This window comes from Chryseobacterium sp. FP211-J200 (assembly GCF_001643375.1).
GTDB classification, from domain to species: Bacteria; Bacteroidota; Bacteroidia; order Flavobacteriales; family Weeksellaceae; genus Epilithonimonas; species Epilithonimonas ginsengisoli.
The window spans coordinates 16,172-34,299 of the sequence record NZ_LSHB01000010.1 but is presented as its reverse complement, the minus strand read 5'-3'; the positions used below and the strand labels follow the sequence as shown (position 1 = coordinate 34,299).

The window sequence follows — 18,128 nt, the reverse complement described above, 5'->3', positions numbered from 1 at the left end:
ATCAAAGTGACAATTAAGTTGTTGAGATACTGAAGGTAAAGAGATCAGGCAAAGAAATATTCGGATCCATATATCTTTAATCTTCAAGTCTTTTCAATACTGATTGTCATTAACCAATAATTTAAAACAAAGAAATGGTAACAGATCCAATTTCAGATTTCCTAACAAGAGTAAGGAACGCACAAAGCGCAGGCCACAAAGTGGTGGAAATTCCTGCATCAAAAATCAAAAAAGAGCTTACGAAAATTCTTTTTGACCAAGGTTACATCTTGAACTACAAGTTCGAGGAAAGCGCGGTTCAAGGAACAATCAAGATCGCTCTTAAGTACGACAAGCAAACTAGCAAGCCGGCTATCAAGTCTATCCAAAGAGCTTCTAGACCAGGTCTAAGACAGTACAAGGGTTCTACAGAACTTCCAAGAGTACTTAACGGACTAGGTGTAGCTATTATCTCTACTTCTAGAGGAGTAATGACAGATAAAAAAGCGAGACAAGAGAAAGTAGGAGGTGAAGTAATTTGCTACGTATATTAATTTTTTAAAACAAGGAAAATGTCAAGAATTGGTAAAGCAATTATAGAAGTTCCTGCTGGTGTTACAATCTCTCAAAAAGATAACGTTGTAACAGTTAAAGGTCCAAAGGGCGAATTGATCCAGGAACTTACAGGAGGGATTACCTTCACACAAGAAGACGGCGTACTTACGTTCAGCCGACCTTCTGACTCAAAAGAACACAAAGCGCTTCACGGTTTGTACCGCGCGCTTGTCAACAACATGATTGTTGGTACTACTACAGGATTTACTAAGAAATTAGAATTGGTAGGAGTTGGATACAGAGCATCTCACAACGGTCAAAGATTAGAATTGGCTCTTGGATTTTCTCACGGTATCGTTCTAGAACTTCCAAAAGAAGTGGTACTAGAAACATTGACTGAAAAAGGGAAAAACCCGATCGTTACATTATCTTCTTACGATAATCAACTTCTTGGAATGGTGGCTGCAAAGATCAGATCTTTCAGAAAGCCTGAGCCGTACAAAGGAAAAGGTGTTAGGTTCGTAGGTGAAATCATTAGAAGAAAAGCCGGTAAATCTGCATAAAATTTAAGAAAATGGCATTAACAAAAGTTGAGAAGAGAAACAGAATCAAAAGAAGAGTAAGAGGTAAGATCTCAGGATCTGCTGCATTACCAAGATTGTCTGTATTCAAAAGTAATAAAGAGATCTACGCACAATTAGTAGATGATAAAGAAGGTAAAACATTAGTATCTGCTTCCTCTAGAGATAAAGGAGTAGACGCTAAGGGTACAAAAACAGAAGTATCTACAGCAGTAGGTAAAGCAATTGCTGAAAAAGCAAAAGCAGCTGGTATCGAGAATATTGTATTTGACAGAAACGGATTCGTGTACCACGGGAGAGTGAAAGCTCTTGCTGACGGTGCTAGAGAAGCTGGTCTTAAATTCTAATTTTAAAAATTCAGAAAACATGGTAGATAGTAATATAGAAAGAGTTAAACCTGGAGGATTAGAATTAAAAGATCGTCTAGTTGATGTTAACAGAGTAACTAAAGTAACCAAAGGTGGTAGAGCTTTCGGATTTTCTGCAATTGTTGTTGTAGGAAACGAAGACGGGATCATCGGTTACGGACTAGGTAAATCTAAAGAAGTTGCTTCTGCAATTGCGAAAGCTGTAGAAGATGCTAAGAAAAACTTAGTGAAAGTGCCTGTGATCAACCATACAATCCCTCACCAGACTTCTGCAAGATACGGTGGTGCTGATATCTTCTTGAGACCTGCGTCTCACGGTACAGGACTTATCGCTGGTGGTGCAGTACGTGCAGTACTAGAATCTGCAGGTGTACACGATGTATTGTCAAAATCTAAAGGTTCTTCTAACCCGCACAATGTTGTGAAAGCTACTTTCAACGCATTGTTGGACATCAGAAGACCAGAAGAGATCGCAAGAATGAGAGGAGTTTCTTTAGATAAAGTGTTTAACGGTTAATAAATATAATAATGGCAACAATCAAAGTAAAACAAGTTAGAAGCGCTATTAATAGATCTAAGACCCAAAAGAGAACGCTTGAAGCTTTAGGATTCAAAAAACTTCACCAAGTAGTAGAGCACGAAGCTACACCTTCCATCTTAGGAATGATAGCTGCTGTAAGCCACTTATTAGAAGTTCAAAAATAATAATAGATAATGAGAGACGAGATTGGAGACTTGGTCTTCGATCTCAAACCTCAATCTTTTAATCTCATAATATTCAATACAACAATGAATTTAAATAACTTAAAACCGTCAACTGGTTCTACATTCAGCACAAAAAGAATTGGTAGAGGTCAGGGAAGTGGATACGGTGGTACTTCAACAAAAGGACATAAAGGTCAAAAAGCTAGAGCTGGTTATTCTCAGAAGATCGGTTTCGAAGGTGGACAGATGCCTTTGCAAAGAAGATTACCAAAATTTGGTTTCAAAAACGTTAATAGAAAAGAGTTCAGAGCAATCAATCTTGATACGATCCAAACTTTGATCGATACTAAAAACATCACTGGTGAGATCACTAGAGAAGTATTGGTAGAAAACGGTCTTGCATCTAAAAACGAATTAGTAAAAATATTAGGAAGAGGTGATTTGAAATCTTGTGTTTCTATCTCTGCTGACAAATTTACTAAATCTGCTGAAGAAGCGATCAACAAAGCTGGAGGTAAAGCAATTACTCTTTAATTATTAACTAATGAAAGAATTTATACAAACACTCAAAAACATTTGGAGTCTAAAAGAGCTTAGAGATAAAATTCTCTTGACGCTTTCTTTGGTCCTTGTGTATAGATTCGCATCGTATGTTTCTCTTCCTGCGATCAACACTGCAGAAGTAGGAAACTTACTACAACATTATCAAAACCAAGGCGGGAACCAACAAGGTGCCGGCCTTTTGGGCTTATTGTCTTCTTTCACTGGTGGAGCATTTAGCCGTGCTTCTATCATGGCATTGGGAATTATGCCATATATCTCTGCGTCGATCATTGTACAGCTGATGGGTATGGCGATCCCTTACCTTCAGAAGTTACAGAAAGACGGAGAAAGTGGAAGAAACACTTTGAACCAGATCACACGATGGTTAACTATCGGGGTTTGCCTTGTACAGGCACCTTCTTATTTGACATCGGTCACGCAGTTTTTCTTACCTTATTCACAATTTGCAACAGCATATTACATCGATCCAAACTCGGTAATGTTCTGGCTGCCAAGTATCATTATCCTGGTAGCAGGTTCTGTATTTGCAATGTGGTTGGGAGAGAAGATTACGGACAAAGGAATTGGTAATGGTATTTCTATTTTGATCATGGTTGGTATCCTTGCGGACCTTCCAACAGCTTTTTATCAAGAAGTTTTAACACAGAACGGTAAAGGTGGATTGGGAAGCATCATGATTTTGGTGGAGATTATTTTCTGGTTATTGGTAGTACTTTTGGCGATTGTATTGTCAGTTGCAGTAAGAAAGATTCCTATCCAATATGTAAGTAGAGCCCAAGCAAGAGGTGGTGTAAGCAGAAACTTGATGGATGGAGCCAGACAATGGATCCCCTTGAAGGTGAATGCTGCAGGTGTAATGCCGATCATCTTTGCACAAGCATTGATGTTTGTTCCAGGATTACTTACAAAAGTTGACGAATCCAATACGTTTTTGGCAGGATTCAAAAATGTTTTTAGCTGGCAGTACAATGTATTGTTTGCGTTACTAATTATAATTTTCTCATTTTTCTATACGGCAATTACCATTCCTGTAAATCAGATGGCTGATGATCTAAAGCGTAATGGTGGGTTGATCCCGAAAGTAAGACCCGGAAAAGAAACGGCTGATTACCTGGATGATATTTTATCCAAGATAACCTTGCCAGGTGCAATTTTTTTATCTATCTTTGCAGTCCTTCCGGCAGTAGTGCATGGAGCGTTTGTTCAGACAGATAGATTTGCCCTATTTTTTGGGGGAACATCGTTGTTGATCATGGTGGGCGTTATCCTAGATACCGTTCAGCAAATTAACACATATCTGCTGAACCATCATTATGATGGGTTGATGCAATCTAAATTATCAAGATCATCAAACCTTTAAGAGAATAAATGGCTAAACAGAAACATATAGAACAAGACGGCGTTATTACGGAAGCACTTTCGAATGCGCAGTTCCGTGTAGAGCTAGAAAATGGGCACGTATTAATTGCCCATATTTCTGGTAAAATGAGAATGCATTATATTAAACTCTTACCTGGAGACAAGGTAAGACTCGAACTCTCTCCTTATGACTTAACTAAAGGGAGAATAACTTTTAGATATTAAAAATAACAAAATGAAGGTTAGAGCATCTATCAAAAAAAGAAGTGCTGATTGCAAGATTGTACGCAGAAAAGGTGTGCTTTTCGTAATCAACAAAAAGAACCCTAAATTTAAACAAAGACAAGGTTAAGAACCGCAATTAAATTATGGCGAGAATTTCAGGTATTGATTTACCAAAGAACAAAAGAGGCGTTATCGGTCTTACTTACATCTACGGTGTTGGAAGAAGAACAGCTTCAGAAATTTTGAAAAGCGCTGGAATCAGCGAAGACAAGAAAGTCAACGAATGGAATGACGATGAATTGGCAGCAATCAGAACTTATATCTTGGACAACATCAAAGTTGAAGGAGAATTACGTTCTGAAGTGCAATTGAACATCAAGCGATTGATGGACATTGGATGCCAACGAGGAATACGTCACAGACTAGGACTACCTTTAAGAGGCCAGAGAACGAAAAACAACTCTAGAACCCGTAAAGGAAAGAGAAAAACAGTTGCTAACAAGAAAAAAGCAAGTAAATAATCGTTAGGAATTATGGCAAAACAAACTAAAGTAGTTAAGAAAAGAAAAGTAAAAGTTGAGGCTATTGGTGAAGCGCATATTCAAGCTTCTTTCAATAACATCATCATTTCTTTAACAAATAAAGCAGGAGAAGTTATCTCTTGGGCTTCTGCCGGTAAAATGGGTTTCAGAGGTTCTAAAAAGAATACTCCATTCGCAGCTCAAATGGCTGCAGAAAACTGTTCTCAGGTCGCTTTTGAAGCTGGTCTTAGAAGAGTTAAGGTGTTTGTAAAAGGTCCAGGTGCTGGTAGAGAGTCTGCAATCAGAACTCTTCACAATTCAGGGATTGAAGTAAGCGAGATCGTTGACGTGACGCCTATGCCACACAACGGATGTCGTCCACCTAAAAGAAGAAGAGTATAATCTTTTAACCTCAAATCTAAAACAATGGCAAGATATATTGGCCCTAAAACAAAAATTGCTAGAAAATTTGGTCAAGCAATTTTCGGAGATGATAAAAACTTCGAGAAAAGAAAAAATCAACCACCTGGACAACACGGTGCAAACAAAAGAAGAGGCTCAAAGAAATCTGAGTATGCAGTACAGTTGATGGAAAAGCAAAAAGCTAAGTACACGTACGGTATTCTTGAGAAACAATTTGCTAACCTTTTCGACAAAGCTCATAGAAGTAAGGGTGTAACAGGTGAAGTCCTATTGCAACTTTGCGAATCAAGATTGGATAACGTCGTTTTCAGATTAGGTTTTGCTAAAACCAGAGCTGGAGCAAGACAACTAGTTTCTCACAGACACATCACTGTGAACGGAGAGCTAGTAAACATTCCTTCTTATTTGCTAAAAGCTGGTGACGTAATTGCAATCAGAGAGAAGTCAAAATCTCTTGAAGTAATTGCTGACGCTCTAGCTTACAAAGCAAATTATGAGTGGTTACAATTCAATGACGAGAAAAAAACTGGTACTTTTACGACTGCTCCTGAGAGAATTCAGATTCCGGAGGACATCAAAGAACAGTTAATCGTCGAATTATACTCTAAATAATAATTTTTTCAAATTTTTGCTCAACCAGACTATGGCAATTTTAACATTTATAAAACCCGATAAAGTAATCCTTTTAAACTCGACTGATTTTAAAGGTCAATTTGAATTCAGACCTCTTGAACAAGGTTTCGGGCTTACAATCGGTAATGCATTGAGAAGAGTTTTACTATCTTCTCTGGAAGGATATGCTATTTCATCTATCAAAATAGAAGGCGTAGAGCACGAATTTTCAACTATACCAGGAGTGATCGAAGATGTTACTGAAATCATTCTTAATCTTAAACAACTTCGTCTTAAAGCAAAAACTGAAAATCCAGGTGCTGAGCAGATCACTGCAAAGATCTCTGGAAAAGAAGTAGTAACTGCTGGAGATCTAGGAGACTCGATCGTTAATTTCGAGATCCTTAACCCAGATCTAGTTATCGCAACATTGGCTAAAGACGTAACGTTTGAAATTACTTTCAACGTAGAAAAAGGAAGAGGATATGTTCCGTCTGATCAGAACAAATCAAACAATGCGCCTGTTGGGACCATTGCTATCGACTCTATCTTTACACCTATCAAGAAAGTACAATATAGTATAGAAAATTACCGTGTAGAGCAAAAAACAGATTACGAAAAATTAGTATTGGATATTGAAACTGATGGATCGATAACTCCTCAGAATGCTTTAACAGAAGCTTCTAAGATCTTGATCTATCACTTTATGTTGTTCTCCGATGAGAGAATCACATTAGAGACAGAAGCTGTAAAAGCTTCTATCCAATACGATGAAGAAACCCTTCACACAAGACAACTTCTTAAGTCAAAATTAGCAGATATGGATCTTTCTGTAAGAGCCCTAAACTGTCTGAAAGCAGCTGAAGTAGAAACCCTTGGAGAATTGGTATCTTTCAGTAAATCTGATTTGATGAAATTCAGAAATTTTGGTAAAAAATCTTTAACAGAACTTGAAGAATTGGTTCACTCAAAAGGACTTAATTTCGGGTTTGATGTTGCAAAATATAAGTTAGACGCTGATAAATAATCCTTACAATGAGACACGGTAAAAAAATAAATCACTTAGGGAGAACAGCCCCTCATAGAAAAGCAATGCTTGCTAATATGGCTTGTTCACTAATTGAACATAAAAGAATCAACACCACTGTTGCTAAAGCGAAAGCTTTAAGAGTTTACGTGGAACCACTCCTTACAAAAGCTAAAGAAGATACAACGCACAATAGAAGAACAGTTTTCTCTTACCTACAAAGTAAAGAAGCTGTGACTGAATTGTTCAGAACTGTAGCTCCTAAAATCGCTGAAAGAAACGGTGGTTACACAAGAATCATCAAAACTGGTTTCAGACTTGGTGATGCTGCTGATATGGCAATGATCGAGTTGGTAGATTTCAACGAGATCTACAATCCAAATGCAGAAGAGAAGAAAACAACTAGAAGAAGTAGAAGATCTACTGCAGCTCCTAAAAAGGAAACTGCTGCTGTTGAAGCTACTGAAGCTAAAGTTGAAGAAACGCCTGCTGCTGAAACTTCTACAGAAGAAAAAACTGAAGAATAAGAATCTAAGTTTTTAAATATAAAACCATCTCTTTTAGGGATGGTTTTTTTTATGGAGTAATTTCAATAGTGTATTTTTGTTGGTATATATAAACCTTAAAAATTAGTATTAATGAAATTACACCACAAAGATCTGCTGAAGGTCTTCTGTCTGTTTGTCGTGTTGATTGGATTTTCACCGATGACATTTGCACAAACACTCAAAAATAGCACGGTCAAATCACCCGATGGGAAGATCGTCTTGGAAGTAGGATTGGACAAATCCAAGATCTATTACAAAGTTTCCAAAGAAGGAAAATCGATCTTGAATCCATCATTTCTTGGTTTTGATTTGAAAGATGGTTCGCTTAAGGACAATCTGTCTGTCAAGAATATTTCCCATTCTAAATTTGATGAAACCTGGAAACAACCTTGGGGCGAAGAGATCGAGGTACGAAATCATTACAACGAGATGAAGGTCTTGGTTAAGGACAATTCAAAGCTTTCCAGAGAATTCATCATCGATTTTAAAGTTTATGACGACGGCTTCGGTTTCCGATACGAATTCCCTAAGCAAAAGAATCTGAATGAATTTGTCATAATGGATGAGTTGACGGAATTTAATTTTCCTGAGGACCACAAAACATGGTCGATTCCTTACAATACAGAATTTTACGAAGGCTTGTTCAAGTCCAATCCAATTTCAAAGATAGACACGGTTGCAACTCCTTTGACGATGGAAACAAAGTCAGGCTTATTCCTGACCGTTCATCAAGCAAATCTAACAGATTATGCATCAATGAATCTTGCGAAAGTTGAAAATTCAACTAAACTAAAAAGTTATTTGACACCTTGGGCGACTGGCGAGAAAGTATTTGCAAAAGCACCATTCAACACGCCGTGGAGAACAATGATCATTGCCAATTCTGCTGGTGACCTCATGCTTTCAAGATTGATGCTGAATCTGAACGAACCAAACAAACTTGGAGACGTGTCGTGGATCAAACCTGGACGCTACATCGGGATCTGGTGGGCGATCCATATGGAAAAGTATACTTGGAAAGCGGGACCAACACACGGTGCAAAAACCGAAAATGTTCTCAGATATATCGACTTCGCTGCGAAACATAAGTTCTCAGGCGTCTTGGTAGAAGGCTGGAACAAAGGCTGGGAAGACTGGAAAGACTTCAAGTTTACAGATCCATATCCTGATTTTGACATTAAGAAGATCACAGATTACGCAAAGTCCAAAAATGTAACTTTAATTGGTCATCACGAGACGGCAGGAAACACAGTGAACTACGAAAACCAAATGAGCGATGCTTTTGCTTATTACAAAAAATATGGCGTAGATGTAGTGAAGACAGGTTACGTGGGTGGGAAATTGGATGGCAAACAACCTCACAGCAGCCAGTACGGCGTTCGTCATTACAGAAAAGTGATTGAAGAAGCCGCGAAGCACAAAATAATGATCGACAACCACGAACCCGTAATGCCAACAGGTTTGCAGAGAACACTTCCGAATCTGATGACGCAGGAAGGCGTGAGAGGTCAGGAATGGGATGCTTGGTCCAAAGATGGTGGCAATCCGCCGGAACACACGACCATCATTCCGTTTACGAGAGGTTTGGCTGGCCCGATTGACTTCACGCCGGGAACTTTCAACTTCACAAATCCTGTCTTGCCGAATACAAAAGTTCATACGACCTTGGCGAAACAGCTGGCATTGTCTGTTGTCATCTACAGTCCACTCCAGATGGCGTCTGACATGATAGAGAATTATGAAAACAACCCAGCTTTTGAATTCATCACCTCTTGCCCGACAGATTGGAGCAAAACGGTAGTGCCAGATGCGAAGATCGGAGAATTTGTAACGATTGCCAGAAGAGATAAAGCGACTGATAATTGGTTCTTGGGAAGCATCACCAACAAAGATGCGAGAACTGTAAAACTAGATTTGAAGTTCTTGGACGCAAATAAAAAATACAAAGCGAAGATCTTCCGAGATGGAAAAGGTGCAGACTACGAAACGAATCCTTATCCGATCATCATCGAGGAGAAAGAAGTGGACAGCAAAACGATCTTGTCCGTTGACTTGGCGAGAAGTGGTGGTGTAGCGATTATTTTGACGAAGCTTTAACTTTAGTAAGAGATCATCAGATGTTTAGGTGATAAAACCACGGAGTGGCGACCTGTCAGTAGAACCATGTTGTACAAGTTCAGCTGAGCTCCATGGGAGCGACCTGTAAAAACCTCAGTATGTCTTCATAAAAAGGTCAAGAGGTTTTAGTCAAAAGGTCAAGATGTTTTGGTCAAAAGGTCAAGAGGTTTTATGAGGCGCTTGCAAACCTTCTATTCATCGGACTTGCAGAAGTTTGTTTTTTTTAATTCAAATCATTATAAAATATGACTAAAAAGAGAGTAGGATTTCCCTGCTCTCTTTTCTTTTGTCATCAATAAAACCATTAATTTTGCGTTTTAAATTTCATCAAAAATAGTTATGGATCCAATTCGAAAGTTCACAGCATTATATTTTTTACTGATCAGTTTCATCGCTTTTTCTCAGGCACCACAGCCGGTTTACATCTTGCCAAAGATCAAATCCAATATCACATTGCCGGTTTCACTTCCAATTTCAGAGATCAATAGTTTGATCAATCAATCCGTGAAAGGTGTTTTGTACGAAGATCAGTCTTACACAGACAACAAAAATGACCAGTTCAAAGTGAAAGTAGAAAAGCAAGGGAACATCGCTATAAAAGCCTTGACTGGAAACCGCTTGATGATATCTGTTCCGTTGAAAATATGGGCGGAAAAAGGTTACGGAACTTTCGGGTATTATGTGTACCAAGATACCAATTTCAACCTGATAATGAATTTCATTACAACGATTGCCGCAGCTCCTGATTGGAAACTGAACACCAAAACCACAACAGCGGGATTCGTGTGGACGCAGAAACCGGTTTTGGACTATGGGAAGATCAAGATACCGATTGCTCCGCTGATCGAAAGTACATTGAAGGAACAACAGAATAAATTCACGACCATTATCGATCAGCAGATCAAATCGCAGTTCAACCTTCAGCCTTACCTCGTGATGGCCTGGAATCAATTTTCAAAACCGATCAATGTTTCGGAAGAATATAACACTTGGTTGAAGATTTCGCCGCAAACTACTTATATGTCGCCGCTTCAGGTTTTTCAGGATAAGATCAAAATGACCATTGGAATTGACCTTTATTCCGAAACTTATGTTGGGCAAGTGCCTTTGGCGACAAGAGATGTCAACACGATTCCCAATTTTACATTGAATCCCAATCTTCCAAACATATTCAATCTTCAAACAACTGCGAATATCAGTTTCGATGAAGCCACAAGGATTGCCAAACAACAATTCCTTAATAAAGAATTTGCGATGAGCAGCGAAGATCAAAAAGTGAAGATCACCGATATCAAGGTCTATCAAGAAAAAGAGAACATCGTGATAGAAGCGCAAACAACGGGCGAAGTGAACGGGACGGCTTTCATCAAAGGGAAACCATTCTACAGTGCGGAAGAACATAAGATCAAACTCAATGTCACCGATTTCAATCTTAAGACCAAGAATTTTTTCCAAAAAGCTTTGACTGTTCTCTTCGAAGGCAAGATCCGAAGAATGATAGAAAAGGATTACGGCATTCCACTGTTGGATATCGAGAATTCTTCTAAGAAAAGCATGGTCGATAACTTCAACAAAGAGTATGTAAAAGGAATCCGACTGCAAGGCAATGTTATAGATCTGAAGCCTACACAATTTCTATTATCGGAAAAATACATCACCATCGTCATCGACACCAAAGCCCAATTGCAGATGAATGTATCGGGGTTGAGTTTTTAACAATTTGTCATTATTTATGGTATATCATTGATTTAATTGCATGGAATAATCCCTATATTTGTTTTTAAAGAAAATTTAAAAATGAAGAAAACTCTATCTCTGGTTCTTGCATTAGGCTATTTATGCGCATTTGCTCAGGAATCAAAAGAACTTACAAAACTTAAAAAAGAAACCAATGCCAGCGTTACGATTAGTAACAGCACCTCCAATCCCAACTTTATCCGTTTCGGAAATTCTACTTCACTACAACTGAAGTCTGCTGGGGCAAAAGCTAAAACTGCAGAATTTCTGGCAGAAAACTTCAAAGCTTTCAATTTGAGATCGATCAATGATCTTGTCTTTGTAGAAGAGACAACGGATAATTACGGCTTGAAGAATGTGATCTACAGACAGCAATATCAAGGTGTTCCCGTTTATGATGGAATCTTGAAATTTCATTTTAATGGAGAAGAAGAACTGACATCTATCAATGGCAATGCGATCTCCAATATCAAGGTCAATGCAACCCCGGATATTTCTTCCCAGCAAGCTGCAAGTATTGCAAAAGGTCTGGTTGCAAAACAAAATTTGACCGATAACAATGTTCCTCTGGAGATTGGAAAAAACAATCTTTTGATCTTTCCGAAAAACTTAGTTCAAGGTGGAGTAGTCACTTCTTATTTGGCTTATGAGGTAGAAGTAACTAATAAAAATGATGTAAGAGAATTCCTTTTTATCGACGCACATACGGGAGAATTGGTAGAGCAGTTCACAGGTATTCATCCTATCGAGAGAAAACTTTATGAAACCAATACCAATGCTACAAACCTGAAATGGAAAGAAGGCGATGCATTCCCCGGAACACTAGATAAGTGGCAGCAAAATGAAGTGGTGACGTCTGAACACGTTTACAACTTCTTCAAAAATGCTTTTGGCTATGTCTCTTACAACAGTACAGATGCAACAATGGTGACCATCAACAACAATCCGAACATCAATTGTCCAAATGCGAACTGGAATGGCGTAACAGCTAATTACTGTACTGGAACAGCTTCGGATGATGTGGTAGCTCACGAGTGGGGGCACGCTTACACAGAATACACCAGTGGTTTAATCTATCAATACCAGTCGGGTGCACTTAATGAATCTTATTCGGATGTTTGGGGAGAAACCATCGATCTATTCAATAACTATGAGGATGAAGGCGAAAATGTAAGTGTGAGAACCACTACAGCTTGTAATTCTGGGTCGATCCGCTGGAAAATAGGCGAAGATGCAACAGCTTTTGGAGCACCGATCCGCGATATGTGGAATCCCAACTGTAATGGTGATCCGGGAAGAGTTTTGGATACTTCTAATTACTTCTGCGGAACCACAGACAGTGGTGGTGTTCACTCCAACTCTGGGGTGCCAAACCATTTGTATGCACTTCTTGTGGATGGCGGCACGTACAATGGCTACACGATGCCAAGTATTGGATTTGTTAAGGCAGCACATCTTTGGTGGAGAGCTCAGAAAAACTACTTGACGCCAACGAGTGATTTTTCAAATTTTGCCGATGCTTTGGAAGCTGCAGCTAATGATCTGATAGGAATCAACCTGGAAGGATTGTCTACGACGACAACAGCTGCAGGTTTGACTGGCCAAGCTTTCACAACTGCTGATGTGGAAAATGTGAAGAACGGGATCTTAGCAGTTCAGCTGAGATCTTCTCCGGTTGATCAGTGTAATTATGTACCTATTCTCAGCGCAACGCCAGATCTTTGTGGCGCTGCGACTTCTGCTCCGCTTTTCAAAGAGGATTGGGAAAATGGCCTAGGCAACTGGACCGTTACAAATGTTCCTACGAATGCTGCTACTTGGGAAGAGAGAAATTGGGTCGTGATAGATAACTTACCAAAAGGAAGAACAGGAAAGGCCATATTTGGTGCCGATCCGATCAACGGAAACTGTACAACAAGTCTTCAAAACGGAATTTTGCGTATAGAAAGTCCAACCATTACTTTCCCTGCATTCTCAGCTGGGAAATATGAGATGGCTTTCAATCATTACGTGGCAACAGAATCTGCTTATGATGGCGGAAATATAAAATACAGTGTAAATGGTGGTTCTTGGACTTTGATTCCGCCTACTGCATTTACTCAAAATTCGTACAACGCCGTACTTGCAAATAGTGGAAACGATAATCCTTTGAAAGGACAACGTGCCTTCACAGGAACAGATGGTGGATCTCTTGGCGGAAGTTGGGGACAAAGTGTCATCGATCTTTCCAAGATCGGCGTGACCTCCGGATCTAATATCAAGTTCCGTTTTGAGATTGGAACTGACGGTTGCAACGGTATCGATGGTTGGTATCTGGATGAGATCTATGTTTACAACTGTGCTACTCTTGCTGTAGAAGATGCGCAGAAACAAAACGGTATCCAGGTGTTTCCAAATCCAACTTCTGGTTTTGTAACCATTCAGAATAAAAATAACTCTAACCTGAAAAATATTGAAGTGTACAATGTGGCTGGACAGCTGATTCAAAGATTCAATGTGAATACGAAAAATGCTTCATTGGATATGAGCCAATTGCTGAACGGAACTTACATCCTGAAAGTGAATTCTGAAACAGAAAGCAACTCTGTAAAAGTGATCAAGAAGTAATTCGAGATCTCTGATCATACAAAAACGCCTTATGAATTGTCATAAGGCGTTTTTTATTTTAATGATATAAAGTTCAATTTAAAACTTCAAAGCAGTTTCCAATGACAACTCCATCATCGTTCTCAAGGCCTGTTCTCTCTGGTCAGCAGAGATCTGCTCATGCGTTGGGATGATATCGGAAACAGTCAGGATCGTAGCCGCATTTTTACCCAAATGTTTCGCATTGGCAAACAATGCAAAAGCTTCCATCTCGACTGCAGGACAGTTATGCTTCACTGCAATTTCGGGAACAGCTGGGTCTTTTCTGTAGAAAATGTCGCTGGAGTGGATGTTCGTTGCTTTCGCATCAAGTCCTAATTCTTTTGCTGTTTCATTGATCTTATCAAAGGCAATTCCTTGGTGAGAGATCAACTCTTCTTCGATTCCCCAGGCAAATTTTGCATACGTACTTTCGCTCGCCGCATTTTCTACATTTAGAATATCAAATAATTTCAAATCCGTGGAATAAGCACCACAAGTCCCAATTCTGATGATCGTATCAACTTCATATTCTGTAAACAATTCGAAAGAATAAATTCCGATACTTGGAAATCCCATTCCGCTGGCTCCAACGGTGATCTCCTTTCCTTTGTAAAGTCCGGTGTAGAAAAAGATGTTTCTCGTTTGACTTACCAATTTGGCATCGGTCAGATAATTATCAGCAATATATTTAGCTCTCAACGGATCGCCGGGCATCAAAACGGTCTTGGCGATTTCTCCTTTTTTAGCACTAATGTGAACACTCATATTCAATGGTTTTTTTAAGACCGTGAATATAAAATTTATATTTTAATGAATAAAATCAATCTAAGGAAATTTTACTTATATCTTTCAATAATTCCAGTTAAAAAAGGTTTGTACTTTTCGCTCACAGGAATTCTCTCGTCACCTATCATGATGCTGTTTTTCCCCACACTTTGAAGGTGATGAAGCGAAACAATATGCGAATTGTGAACCCGGATAAAATTTTCATAATTGATTTTCTCCATAATGGACTTCATGGTTTGGTGCACGATCAGTTTCCGAGTATTGGTGTAGATGATGATGTAATCCTTCAGCGCATTGATTCTTGTGATCTCTTCCAGATTTAGTTTGACGTCCTCGTTGTTGGATCGTACGAAGATGAAGGACTCCCGGATGGCAGACGTGGTTTCCTGCAACAGCTTTTTGTTATTCGTCAGGTTAAAACTTTTGTAGGCTGCTTTCAGGAATCTTTCGAATGAAAAAGGCTTCAGCAGATAATCAATGACATCCATCTCAAAACCTTGGATGGCGCAGTTGTCATAAGCCGTTGTGATGATCACATTCGGAAGTTTGTTGAAGCTTTTCAGAAACTCGATGCCTGAAATGTTGGGGAGATTGATGTCCAGGAAGATCAAGTCAACGCTGTTGTTTTGTAAAACACCGATGGTTTCCTGAATGTCGTAGCAATTGGCAACCAGATTCAGAAAAGGAATCCTCGAGATATATTCTTCAATCACGTGGTGCGCTAGTTCCTCGTCATCTACAATGATACAATTCATTTTTTTTTAGTCTAGTTGAAGGGTTAGATTGATTTCGTATTCAGAGCCGTTGTCGTGGATTTCCAGCTTATATTTTTCGGGATAGAGGAGATCCAGTTTCATTTTGGTGTTCTTGATTCCCAGTTTATTGTTGTCGGTTCTCTCGCTAGGTTTGGTCTCGTAGAAATTCTTGACATTGAAGTTGAGAACATTTTCCTTGAGATCAATTAAAATATCAAGTGGTCCTTTACTGAAATCTGCATATTTGAAGGCATTTTCTATAAAGGTCAAAAGCAAAAGTGGCTCGATCTGGTAAGCTTCGAAGTTGCCATAGAACTGCCAGTTGATATTATTGAATTTATTAAATCTAATAGACTGTATCTCGATATACTTTTTGATATTGATGATCTCATCGTTGAGATTGTTTTTCTGTCCATTCTTATCATTCAGAACATAACGCATAATGTCGGATAGAATTAAAATTACTCTCGGCGTATCTTTGGATTGGGTAATTGATAACGAATAAATACTGTTCAACGCATTGAAGAAAAAATGAGGATTGATCTGTTCCCTCAGGATCTTCAGTTCGCTGGATTTTCTCTCGAACTCCAGCGCTTTTAACATTTTTTGATTTTCCAGCCATTTATCAACAAAGAAAAGGAGCGTACTGAAAACGATAGAGAATAGCCCGATCTTGAAGATGATCTCATGAAAATTGAGTCCCTGTTCAAACGGCTTCATCATTCTTCTTGGTTTTGGAAAATCTTTTGGAGGGAAAGGCGGATGATTCGGCATCGTCGGCATGAATAAAAAGAAGCAAGCAACATAGATCACGATAAAAGTAAAGACGATCGTGATTCTGGTCTTTGGATCTTGTTTGATGATGAATGGCAGAAACAAGGCGTAATTCAAATAAAAAATGGTCATGAAAACTCCTAATACCTTCAGATTCATCCATAACATCAGATTTCCAAATACAGAATAATCCATGATGAATTTGAAGAAAATCAGAATGATCCAAATCACAAAGTGGTAAACATAGGTCGATTTGATTCTTTTGAATGGGTTTTTCATAACACTTTTTTTATTATTATTTTAACGAGCAAAATTCCTCCGATAAAAGCATCGAAGGAATTATTGCTATTGAAGTTTTTGGATCTCGTATTCGATCTTCATGGAGTCCAGTTCATTTATCGAGATCCTGGGAAACGATGCGTTTCTTATTTTTCTGATGACCAGATCAGCCGTTCTCCTGGCCTGCAAACTGTCCTTGAAGGCTTGGTCTCCAGCGATTGCCGGAATATAGGGCTGATTGATAAAAGTTTTTTTATTTTTAATGATTAGATAACCGTAACCTGTCTTTTGTTTGGTGATTTTGATATCCAATTCAGTGCTTTTTTTCTGACAGGAGATCGATATCAATCCTAAAACCAAAAGTAATTTCCAAAAAGGTCTAGTCATCATCATTGTCAGCTTCTGTTGGGTGGAAGACCCAGATGTCATCAAAGTAAGAAGAACCGCTGTTTCCTGTCAAAACATAACCATAGGTTTCAAATGAAAAAGCAACTGCACTCTCTCTGGAAGATCCCTGGAAATTGGTTCTCTCCGTCCAATCATCTGTGTATGGGCTGTACTCCCAAGTGGTGTTGGAAACGCCACTCACTGATCCTGTGGAAACATATCCTAGACCATTTGCTGCAAACGCTGCCGGGGAAGATCTGTTTTGAGTATCGTCATCGTTGCTTGTATCTGCTTTTCTGGTCCAGGTTTCCGCAGAAGGATCAAATGCCCAGAAATCTGAAACTAGACTTCCATTGTTGGTCCCAAATCCGACGTATGCTATCCCATTGATCACGAATGCTGCACCGTCTCTTCTTTTGGCACCACCAAGACTTACGATGTTGGTCCACGCAGAAGTAGATTCGTCATATTTGTAGAAATCCTTCAACTCGCTTCCGTCATAACCTGTTCCTACAAATCCTTTGTTGCCAACGCCAAAAGCCAACGCTGCATATCTTTCTGTGCCAGGGAAATCCTGTATTTGACTCCAAGAATTGGATGTTGGGTCATATTTGTAGAAGTCCTTTAGCTTGTTGAGTCCATCATAGCCTGTTCCGACATAGCCGAAAGAGGTGGTCGCAAATCCAACGGCCGAACTTCTCTTCACGCCCGGAAAATCTGCTTTCTGTGTCCAGGAATTGGCGTCCGGGTCATAGCTCCAAAGGTCGTTGTAATAATATTCGCCATCGTAGCCTCCGGTTAAATATCCTTTGCCATTCACCACAAAAGCGGAAGCATTGGAACGTGGTTTACCATCCAGATCGGAAACTCTTACCCAGTTTCCTACCAACTCATCATCATCATCGTCATTATTACAGCTTGATAATAAAAACATCCCTGCAAGAGCAAGCATCAAAACCGAAAGTTTTTTGTCCATTCTTATTTTTTGATGCAAATGAATCCCATTCCGAGGGCATTTGAAAATTTTTTAGACGAACACGCATTTTTTGTCGTTAAACTGTTTGATTGTTTCGATGCTTTGACATTAATTCTTTAAAACCAGATCGGTCTACACAAAGACCTGGATTGTCGAAAACTAAGCGGGAAGGGAAGAAAATATTTTAGCTCAAGTATTCTCACAACGTATGTTTACAGAAA

22 protein-coding genes are annotated in these 18,128 nt (G+C 39.1%); 17 read left to right on the top strand and 5 right to left on the bottom strand.

The window, feature by feature from the left end; translation table 11 throughout:
* The first annotated feature begins 134 nt into the window (after positions 1-134).
* From rpsH to AXA65_RS03510, 17 genes are all read left to right on the top strand, one after another.
* A complete protein-coding gene (rpsH, locus tag AXA65_RS03585) occupies positions 135-533 on the top strand; it encodes a 30S ribosomal protein S8 (RefSeq protein WP_028122178.1) in 399 nt (132 codons plus the stop codon).
* Between the two features lie 18 nt (positions 534-551).
* Complete coding sequence (gene rplF, locus AXA65_RS03580) at positions 552-1,097, top strand: 50S ribosomal protein L6 (protein WP_063968758.1); 546 nt, start codon at positions 552-554, stop codon at positions 1,095-1,097.
* 11 nt (positions 1,098-1,108) lie between these two features.
* The gene (gene rplR, locus AXA65_RS03575; RefSeq protein ID WP_028122180.1) at positions 1,109-1,462 is read left to right on the top strand and encodes a 50S ribosomal protein L18; all 354 of its coding nucleotides are present in this window, start codon (positions 1,109-1,111) and stop codon (positions 1,460-1,462) included.
* Between the two features lie 19 nt (positions 1,463-1,481).
* Positions 1,482-2,000 carry a 30S ribosomal protein S5 gene (gene rpsE / locus AXA65_RS03570; RefSeq protein WP_028122181.1) on the top strand — a complete coding sequence of 173 codons (519 nt, stop codon included), beginning with the start codon at positions 1,482-1,484 and terminating at the stop codon, positions 1,998-2,000.
* An 11-nt stretch (positions 2,001-2,011) separates the two neighbouring features.
* Complete coding sequence (rpmD, locus tag AXA65_RS03565) at positions 2,012-2,188, top strand: 50S ribosomal protein L30 (protein WP_063968757.1); 177 nt, start codon at positions 2,012-2,014, stop codon at positions 2,186-2,188.
* A gap of 84 nt (positions 2,189-2,272) precedes the next feature.
* Complete coding sequence (gene rplO / locus AXA65_RS03560; protein WP_063968835.1) at positions 2,273-2,722, top strand: 50S ribosomal protein L15; 450 nt, start codon at positions 2,273-2,275, stop codon at positions 2,720-2,722.
* 10 nt (positions 2,723-2,732) lie between these two features.
* A complete protein-coding gene (gene secY, locus AXA65_RS03555; protein ID WP_063968756.1) occupies positions 2,733-4,112 on the top strand; it encodes a preprotein translocase subunit SecY in 1,380 nt (459 codons plus the stop codon).
* An 8-nt stretch (positions 4,113-4,120) separates the two neighbouring features.
* The gene (infA, locus tag AXA65_RS03550; protein WP_027383300.1) at positions 4,121-4,336 is read left to right on the top strand and encodes a translation initiation factor IF-1; all 216 of its coding nucleotides are present in this window, start codon (positions 4,121-4,123) and stop codon (positions 4,334-4,336) included.
* A gap of 10 nt (positions 4,337-4,346) precedes the next feature.
* Positions 4,347-4,463, top strand: a complete 117-nt coding sequence (rpmJ, locus tag AXA65_RS19405) for a 50S ribosomal protein L36 (RefSeq protein WP_007839480.1) — start codon at positions 4,347-4,349, stop codon at positions 4,461-4,463.
* 16 nt (positions 4,464-4,479) lie between these two features.
* A complete protein-coding gene (gene rpsM, locus AXA65_RS03545; protein WP_034962838.1) occupies positions 4,480-4,857 on the top strand; it encodes a 30S ribosomal protein S13 in 378 nt (125 codons plus the stop codon).
* 12 nt (positions 4,858-4,869) lie between these two features.
* On the top strand, positions 4,870-5,259 hold the full coding sequence (gene rpsK, locus AXA65_RS03540) for a 30S ribosomal protein S11 (protein WP_027383298.1): 390 nt from the start codon (positions 4,870-4,872) through the stop codon (positions 5,257-5,259).
* 24 nt (positions 5,260-5,283) lie between these two features.
* The gene (gene rpsD, locus AXA65_RS03535) at positions 5,284-5,892 is read left to right on the top strand and encodes a 30S ribosomal protein S4 (protein ID WP_034962833.1); all 609 of its coding nucleotides are present in this window, start codon (positions 5,284-5,286) and stop codon (positions 5,890-5,892) included.
* Positions 5,893-5,923: 31 nt separating this feature from the next.
* Positions 5,924-6,919 (top strand): DNA-directed RNA polymerase subunit alpha, encoded by a 996-nt coding sequence (locus AXA65_RS03530; protein WP_063968755.1) that lies wholly within the window; start codon positions 5,924-5,926, stop codon positions 6,917-6,919.
* 8 nt (positions 6,920-6,927) lie between these two features.
* Complete coding sequence (gene rplQ / locus AXA65_RS03525) at positions 6,928-7,446, top strand: 50S ribosomal protein L17 (RefSeq protein WP_034973042.1); 519 nt, start codon at positions 6,928-6,930, stop codon at positions 7,444-7,446.
* A 111-nt stretch (positions 7,447-7,557) separates the two neighbouring features.
* Entirely contained in the window at positions 7,558-9,564 is a 2,007-nt protein-coding gene (locus AXA65_RS03520; protein WP_063968754.1) for a glycoside hydrolase family 97 protein, read from the top strand.
* 360 nt (positions 9,565-9,924) lie between these two features.
* The gene (locus AXA65_RS03515; RefSeq protein ID WP_228391612.1) at positions 9,925-11,301 is read left to right on the top strand and encodes a DUF4403 family protein; all 1,377 of its coding nucleotides are present in this window, start codon (positions 9,925-9,927) and stop codon (positions 11,299-11,301) included.
* Between the two features lie 81 nt (positions 11,302-11,382).
* Complete coding sequence (locus AXA65_RS03510; protein ID WP_063968753.1) at positions 11,383-13,929, top strand: M4 family metallopeptidase; 2,547 nt, start codon at positions 11,383-11,385, stop codon at positions 13,927-13,929.
* Positions 13,930-14,007: 78 nt separating this feature from the next.
* Here the strand turns inward: AXA65_RS03510 and deoD are convergent, their stop codons facing one another.
* The 5 genes from deoD to AXA65_RS03485 form a co-directional block, all read right to left on the bottom strand.
* A complete protein-coding gene (gene deoD / locus AXA65_RS03505) occupies positions 14,008-14,715 on the bottom strand; it encodes a purine-nucleoside phosphorylase (protein WP_063968752.1) in 708 nt (235 codons plus the stop codon).
* Positions 14,716-14,786: 71 nt separating this feature from the next.
* On the bottom strand, positions 14,787-15,491 hold the full coding sequence (locus AXA65_RS03500; protein WP_063968751.1) for a LytR/AlgR family response regulator transcription factor: 705 nt from the start codon (positions 15,489-15,491) through the stop codon (positions 14,787-14,789).
* A gap of 6 nt (positions 15,492-15,497) precedes the next feature.
* A complete protein-coding gene (locus AXA65_RS03495; protein ID WP_063968750.1) occupies positions 15,498-16,544 on the bottom strand; it encodes a sensor histidine kinase in 1,047 nt (348 codons plus the stop codon).
* A gap of 66 nt (positions 16,545-16,610) precedes the next feature.
* Positions 16,611-16,937 (bottom strand): DUF4907 domain-containing protein, encoded by a 327-nt coding sequence (locus tag AXA65_RS03490; protein WP_063968749.1) that lies wholly within the window; start codon positions 16,935-16,937, stop codon positions 16,611-16,613.
* Complete coding sequence (locus tag AXA65_RS03485) at positions 16,924-17,907, bottom strand: Kelch repeat-containing protein (protein WP_063968748.1); 984 nt, start codon at positions 17,905-17,907, stop codon at positions 16,924-16,926. Before AXA65_RS03485 ends, AXA65_RS03490 begins: the two co-directional genes overlap by 14 nt.
* Positions 17,908-18,128: the final 221 nt, after the last annotated feature.

What these genes read in the sequence shown, in the direction of transcription:
- secY (WP_063968756.1), top strand. Translation starts at nt 2,733, where the DNA reads ATGAAAGAATTTATACAAACACTCAAAAACATTTGGAGTCTAAAAGAG.
- infA (WP_027383300.1), top strand. Translation starts at nt 4,121, where the DNA reads ATGGCTAAACAGAAACATATAGAACAAGACGGCGTTATTACGGAAGCA.
- AXA65_RS03490 (WP_063968749.1), bottom strand. Translation starts at nt 16,937, where the DNA reads ATGATGATGACTAGACCTTTTTGGAAATTACTTTTGGTTTTAGGATTG.
- rpmD (WP_063968757.1), top strand. Translation starts at nt 2,012, where the DNA reads ATGGCAACAATCAAAGTAAAACAAGTTAGAAGCGCTATTAATAGATCT.
- rpmJ (WP_007839480.1), top strand. Translation starts at nt 4,347, where the DNA reads ATGAAGGTTAGAGCATCTATCAAAAAAAGAAGTGCTGATTGCAAGATT.
- AXA65_RS03510 (WP_063968753.1), top strand. Translation starts at nt 11,383, where the DNA reads ATGAAGAAAACTCTATCTCTGGTTCTTGCATTAGGCTATTTATGCGCA.
- rpsH (WP_028122178.1), top strand. Translation starts at nt 135, where the DNA reads ATGGTAACAGATCCAATTTCAGATTTCCTAACAAGAGTAAGGAACGCA.
- rplF (WP_063968758.1), top strand. Translation starts at nt 552, where the DNA reads ATGTCAAGAATTGGTAAAGCAATTATAGAAGTTCCTGCTGGTGTTACA.
- deoD (WP_063968752.1), bottom strand. Translation starts at nt 14,715, where the DNA reads ATGAGTGTTCACATTAGTGCTAAAAAAGGAGAAATCGCCAAGACCGTT.
- rpsD (WP_034962833.1), top strand. Translation starts at nt 5,284, where the DNA reads ATGGCAAGATATATTGGCCCTAAAACAAAAATTGCTAGAAAATTTGGT.
- AXA65_RS03515 (WP_228391612.1), top strand. Translation starts at nt 9,925, where the DNA reads ATGGATCCAATTCGAAAGTTCACAGCATTATATTTTTTACTGATCAGT.
- AXA65_RS03485 (WP_063968748.1), bottom strand. Translation starts at nt 17,907, where the DNA reads ATGGACAAAAAACTTTCGGTTTTGATGCTTGCTCTTGCAGGGATGTTT.
- rplO (WP_063968835.1), top strand. Translation starts at nt 2,273, where the DNA reads ATGAATTTAAATAACTTAAAACCGTCAACTGGTTCTACATTCAGCACA.
- rpsM (WP_034962838.1), top strand. Translation starts at nt 4,480, where the DNA reads ATGGCGAGAATTTCAGGTATTGATTTACCAAAGAACAAAAGAGGCGTT.
- rplR (WP_028122180.1), top strand. Translation starts at nt 1,109, where the DNA reads ATGGCATTAACAAAAGTTGAGAAGAGAAACAGAATCAAAAGAAGAGTA.
- AXA65_RS03530 (WP_063968755.1), top strand. Translation starts at nt 5,924, where the DNA reads ATGGCAATTTTAACATTTATAAAACCCGATAAAGTAATCCTTTTAAAC.
- AXA65_RS03495 (WP_063968750.1), bottom strand. Translation starts at nt 16,544, where the DNA reads ATGAAAAACCCATTCAAAAGAATCAAATCGACCTATGTTTACCACTTT.
- AXA65_RS03520 (WP_063968754.1), top strand. Translation starts at nt 7,558, where the DNA reads ATGAAATTACACCACAAAGATCTGCTGAAGGTCTTCTGTCTGTTTGTC.
- rpsK (WP_027383298.1), top strand. Translation starts at nt 4,870, where the DNA reads ATGGCAAAACAAACTAAAGTAGTTAAGAAAAGAAAAGTAAAAGTTGAG.
- AXA65_RS03500 (WP_063968751.1), bottom strand. Translation starts at nt 15,491, where the DNA reads ATGAATTGTATCATTGTAGATGACGAGGAACTAGCGCACCACGTGATT.
- rplQ (WP_034973042.1), top strand. Translation starts at nt 6,928, where the DNA reads ATGAGACACGGTAAAAAAATAAATCACTTAGGGAGAACAGCCCCTCAT.
- rpsE (WP_028122181.1), top strand. Translation starts at nt 1,482, where the DNA reads ATGGTAGATAGTAATATAGAAAGAGTTAAACCTGGAGGATTAGAATTA.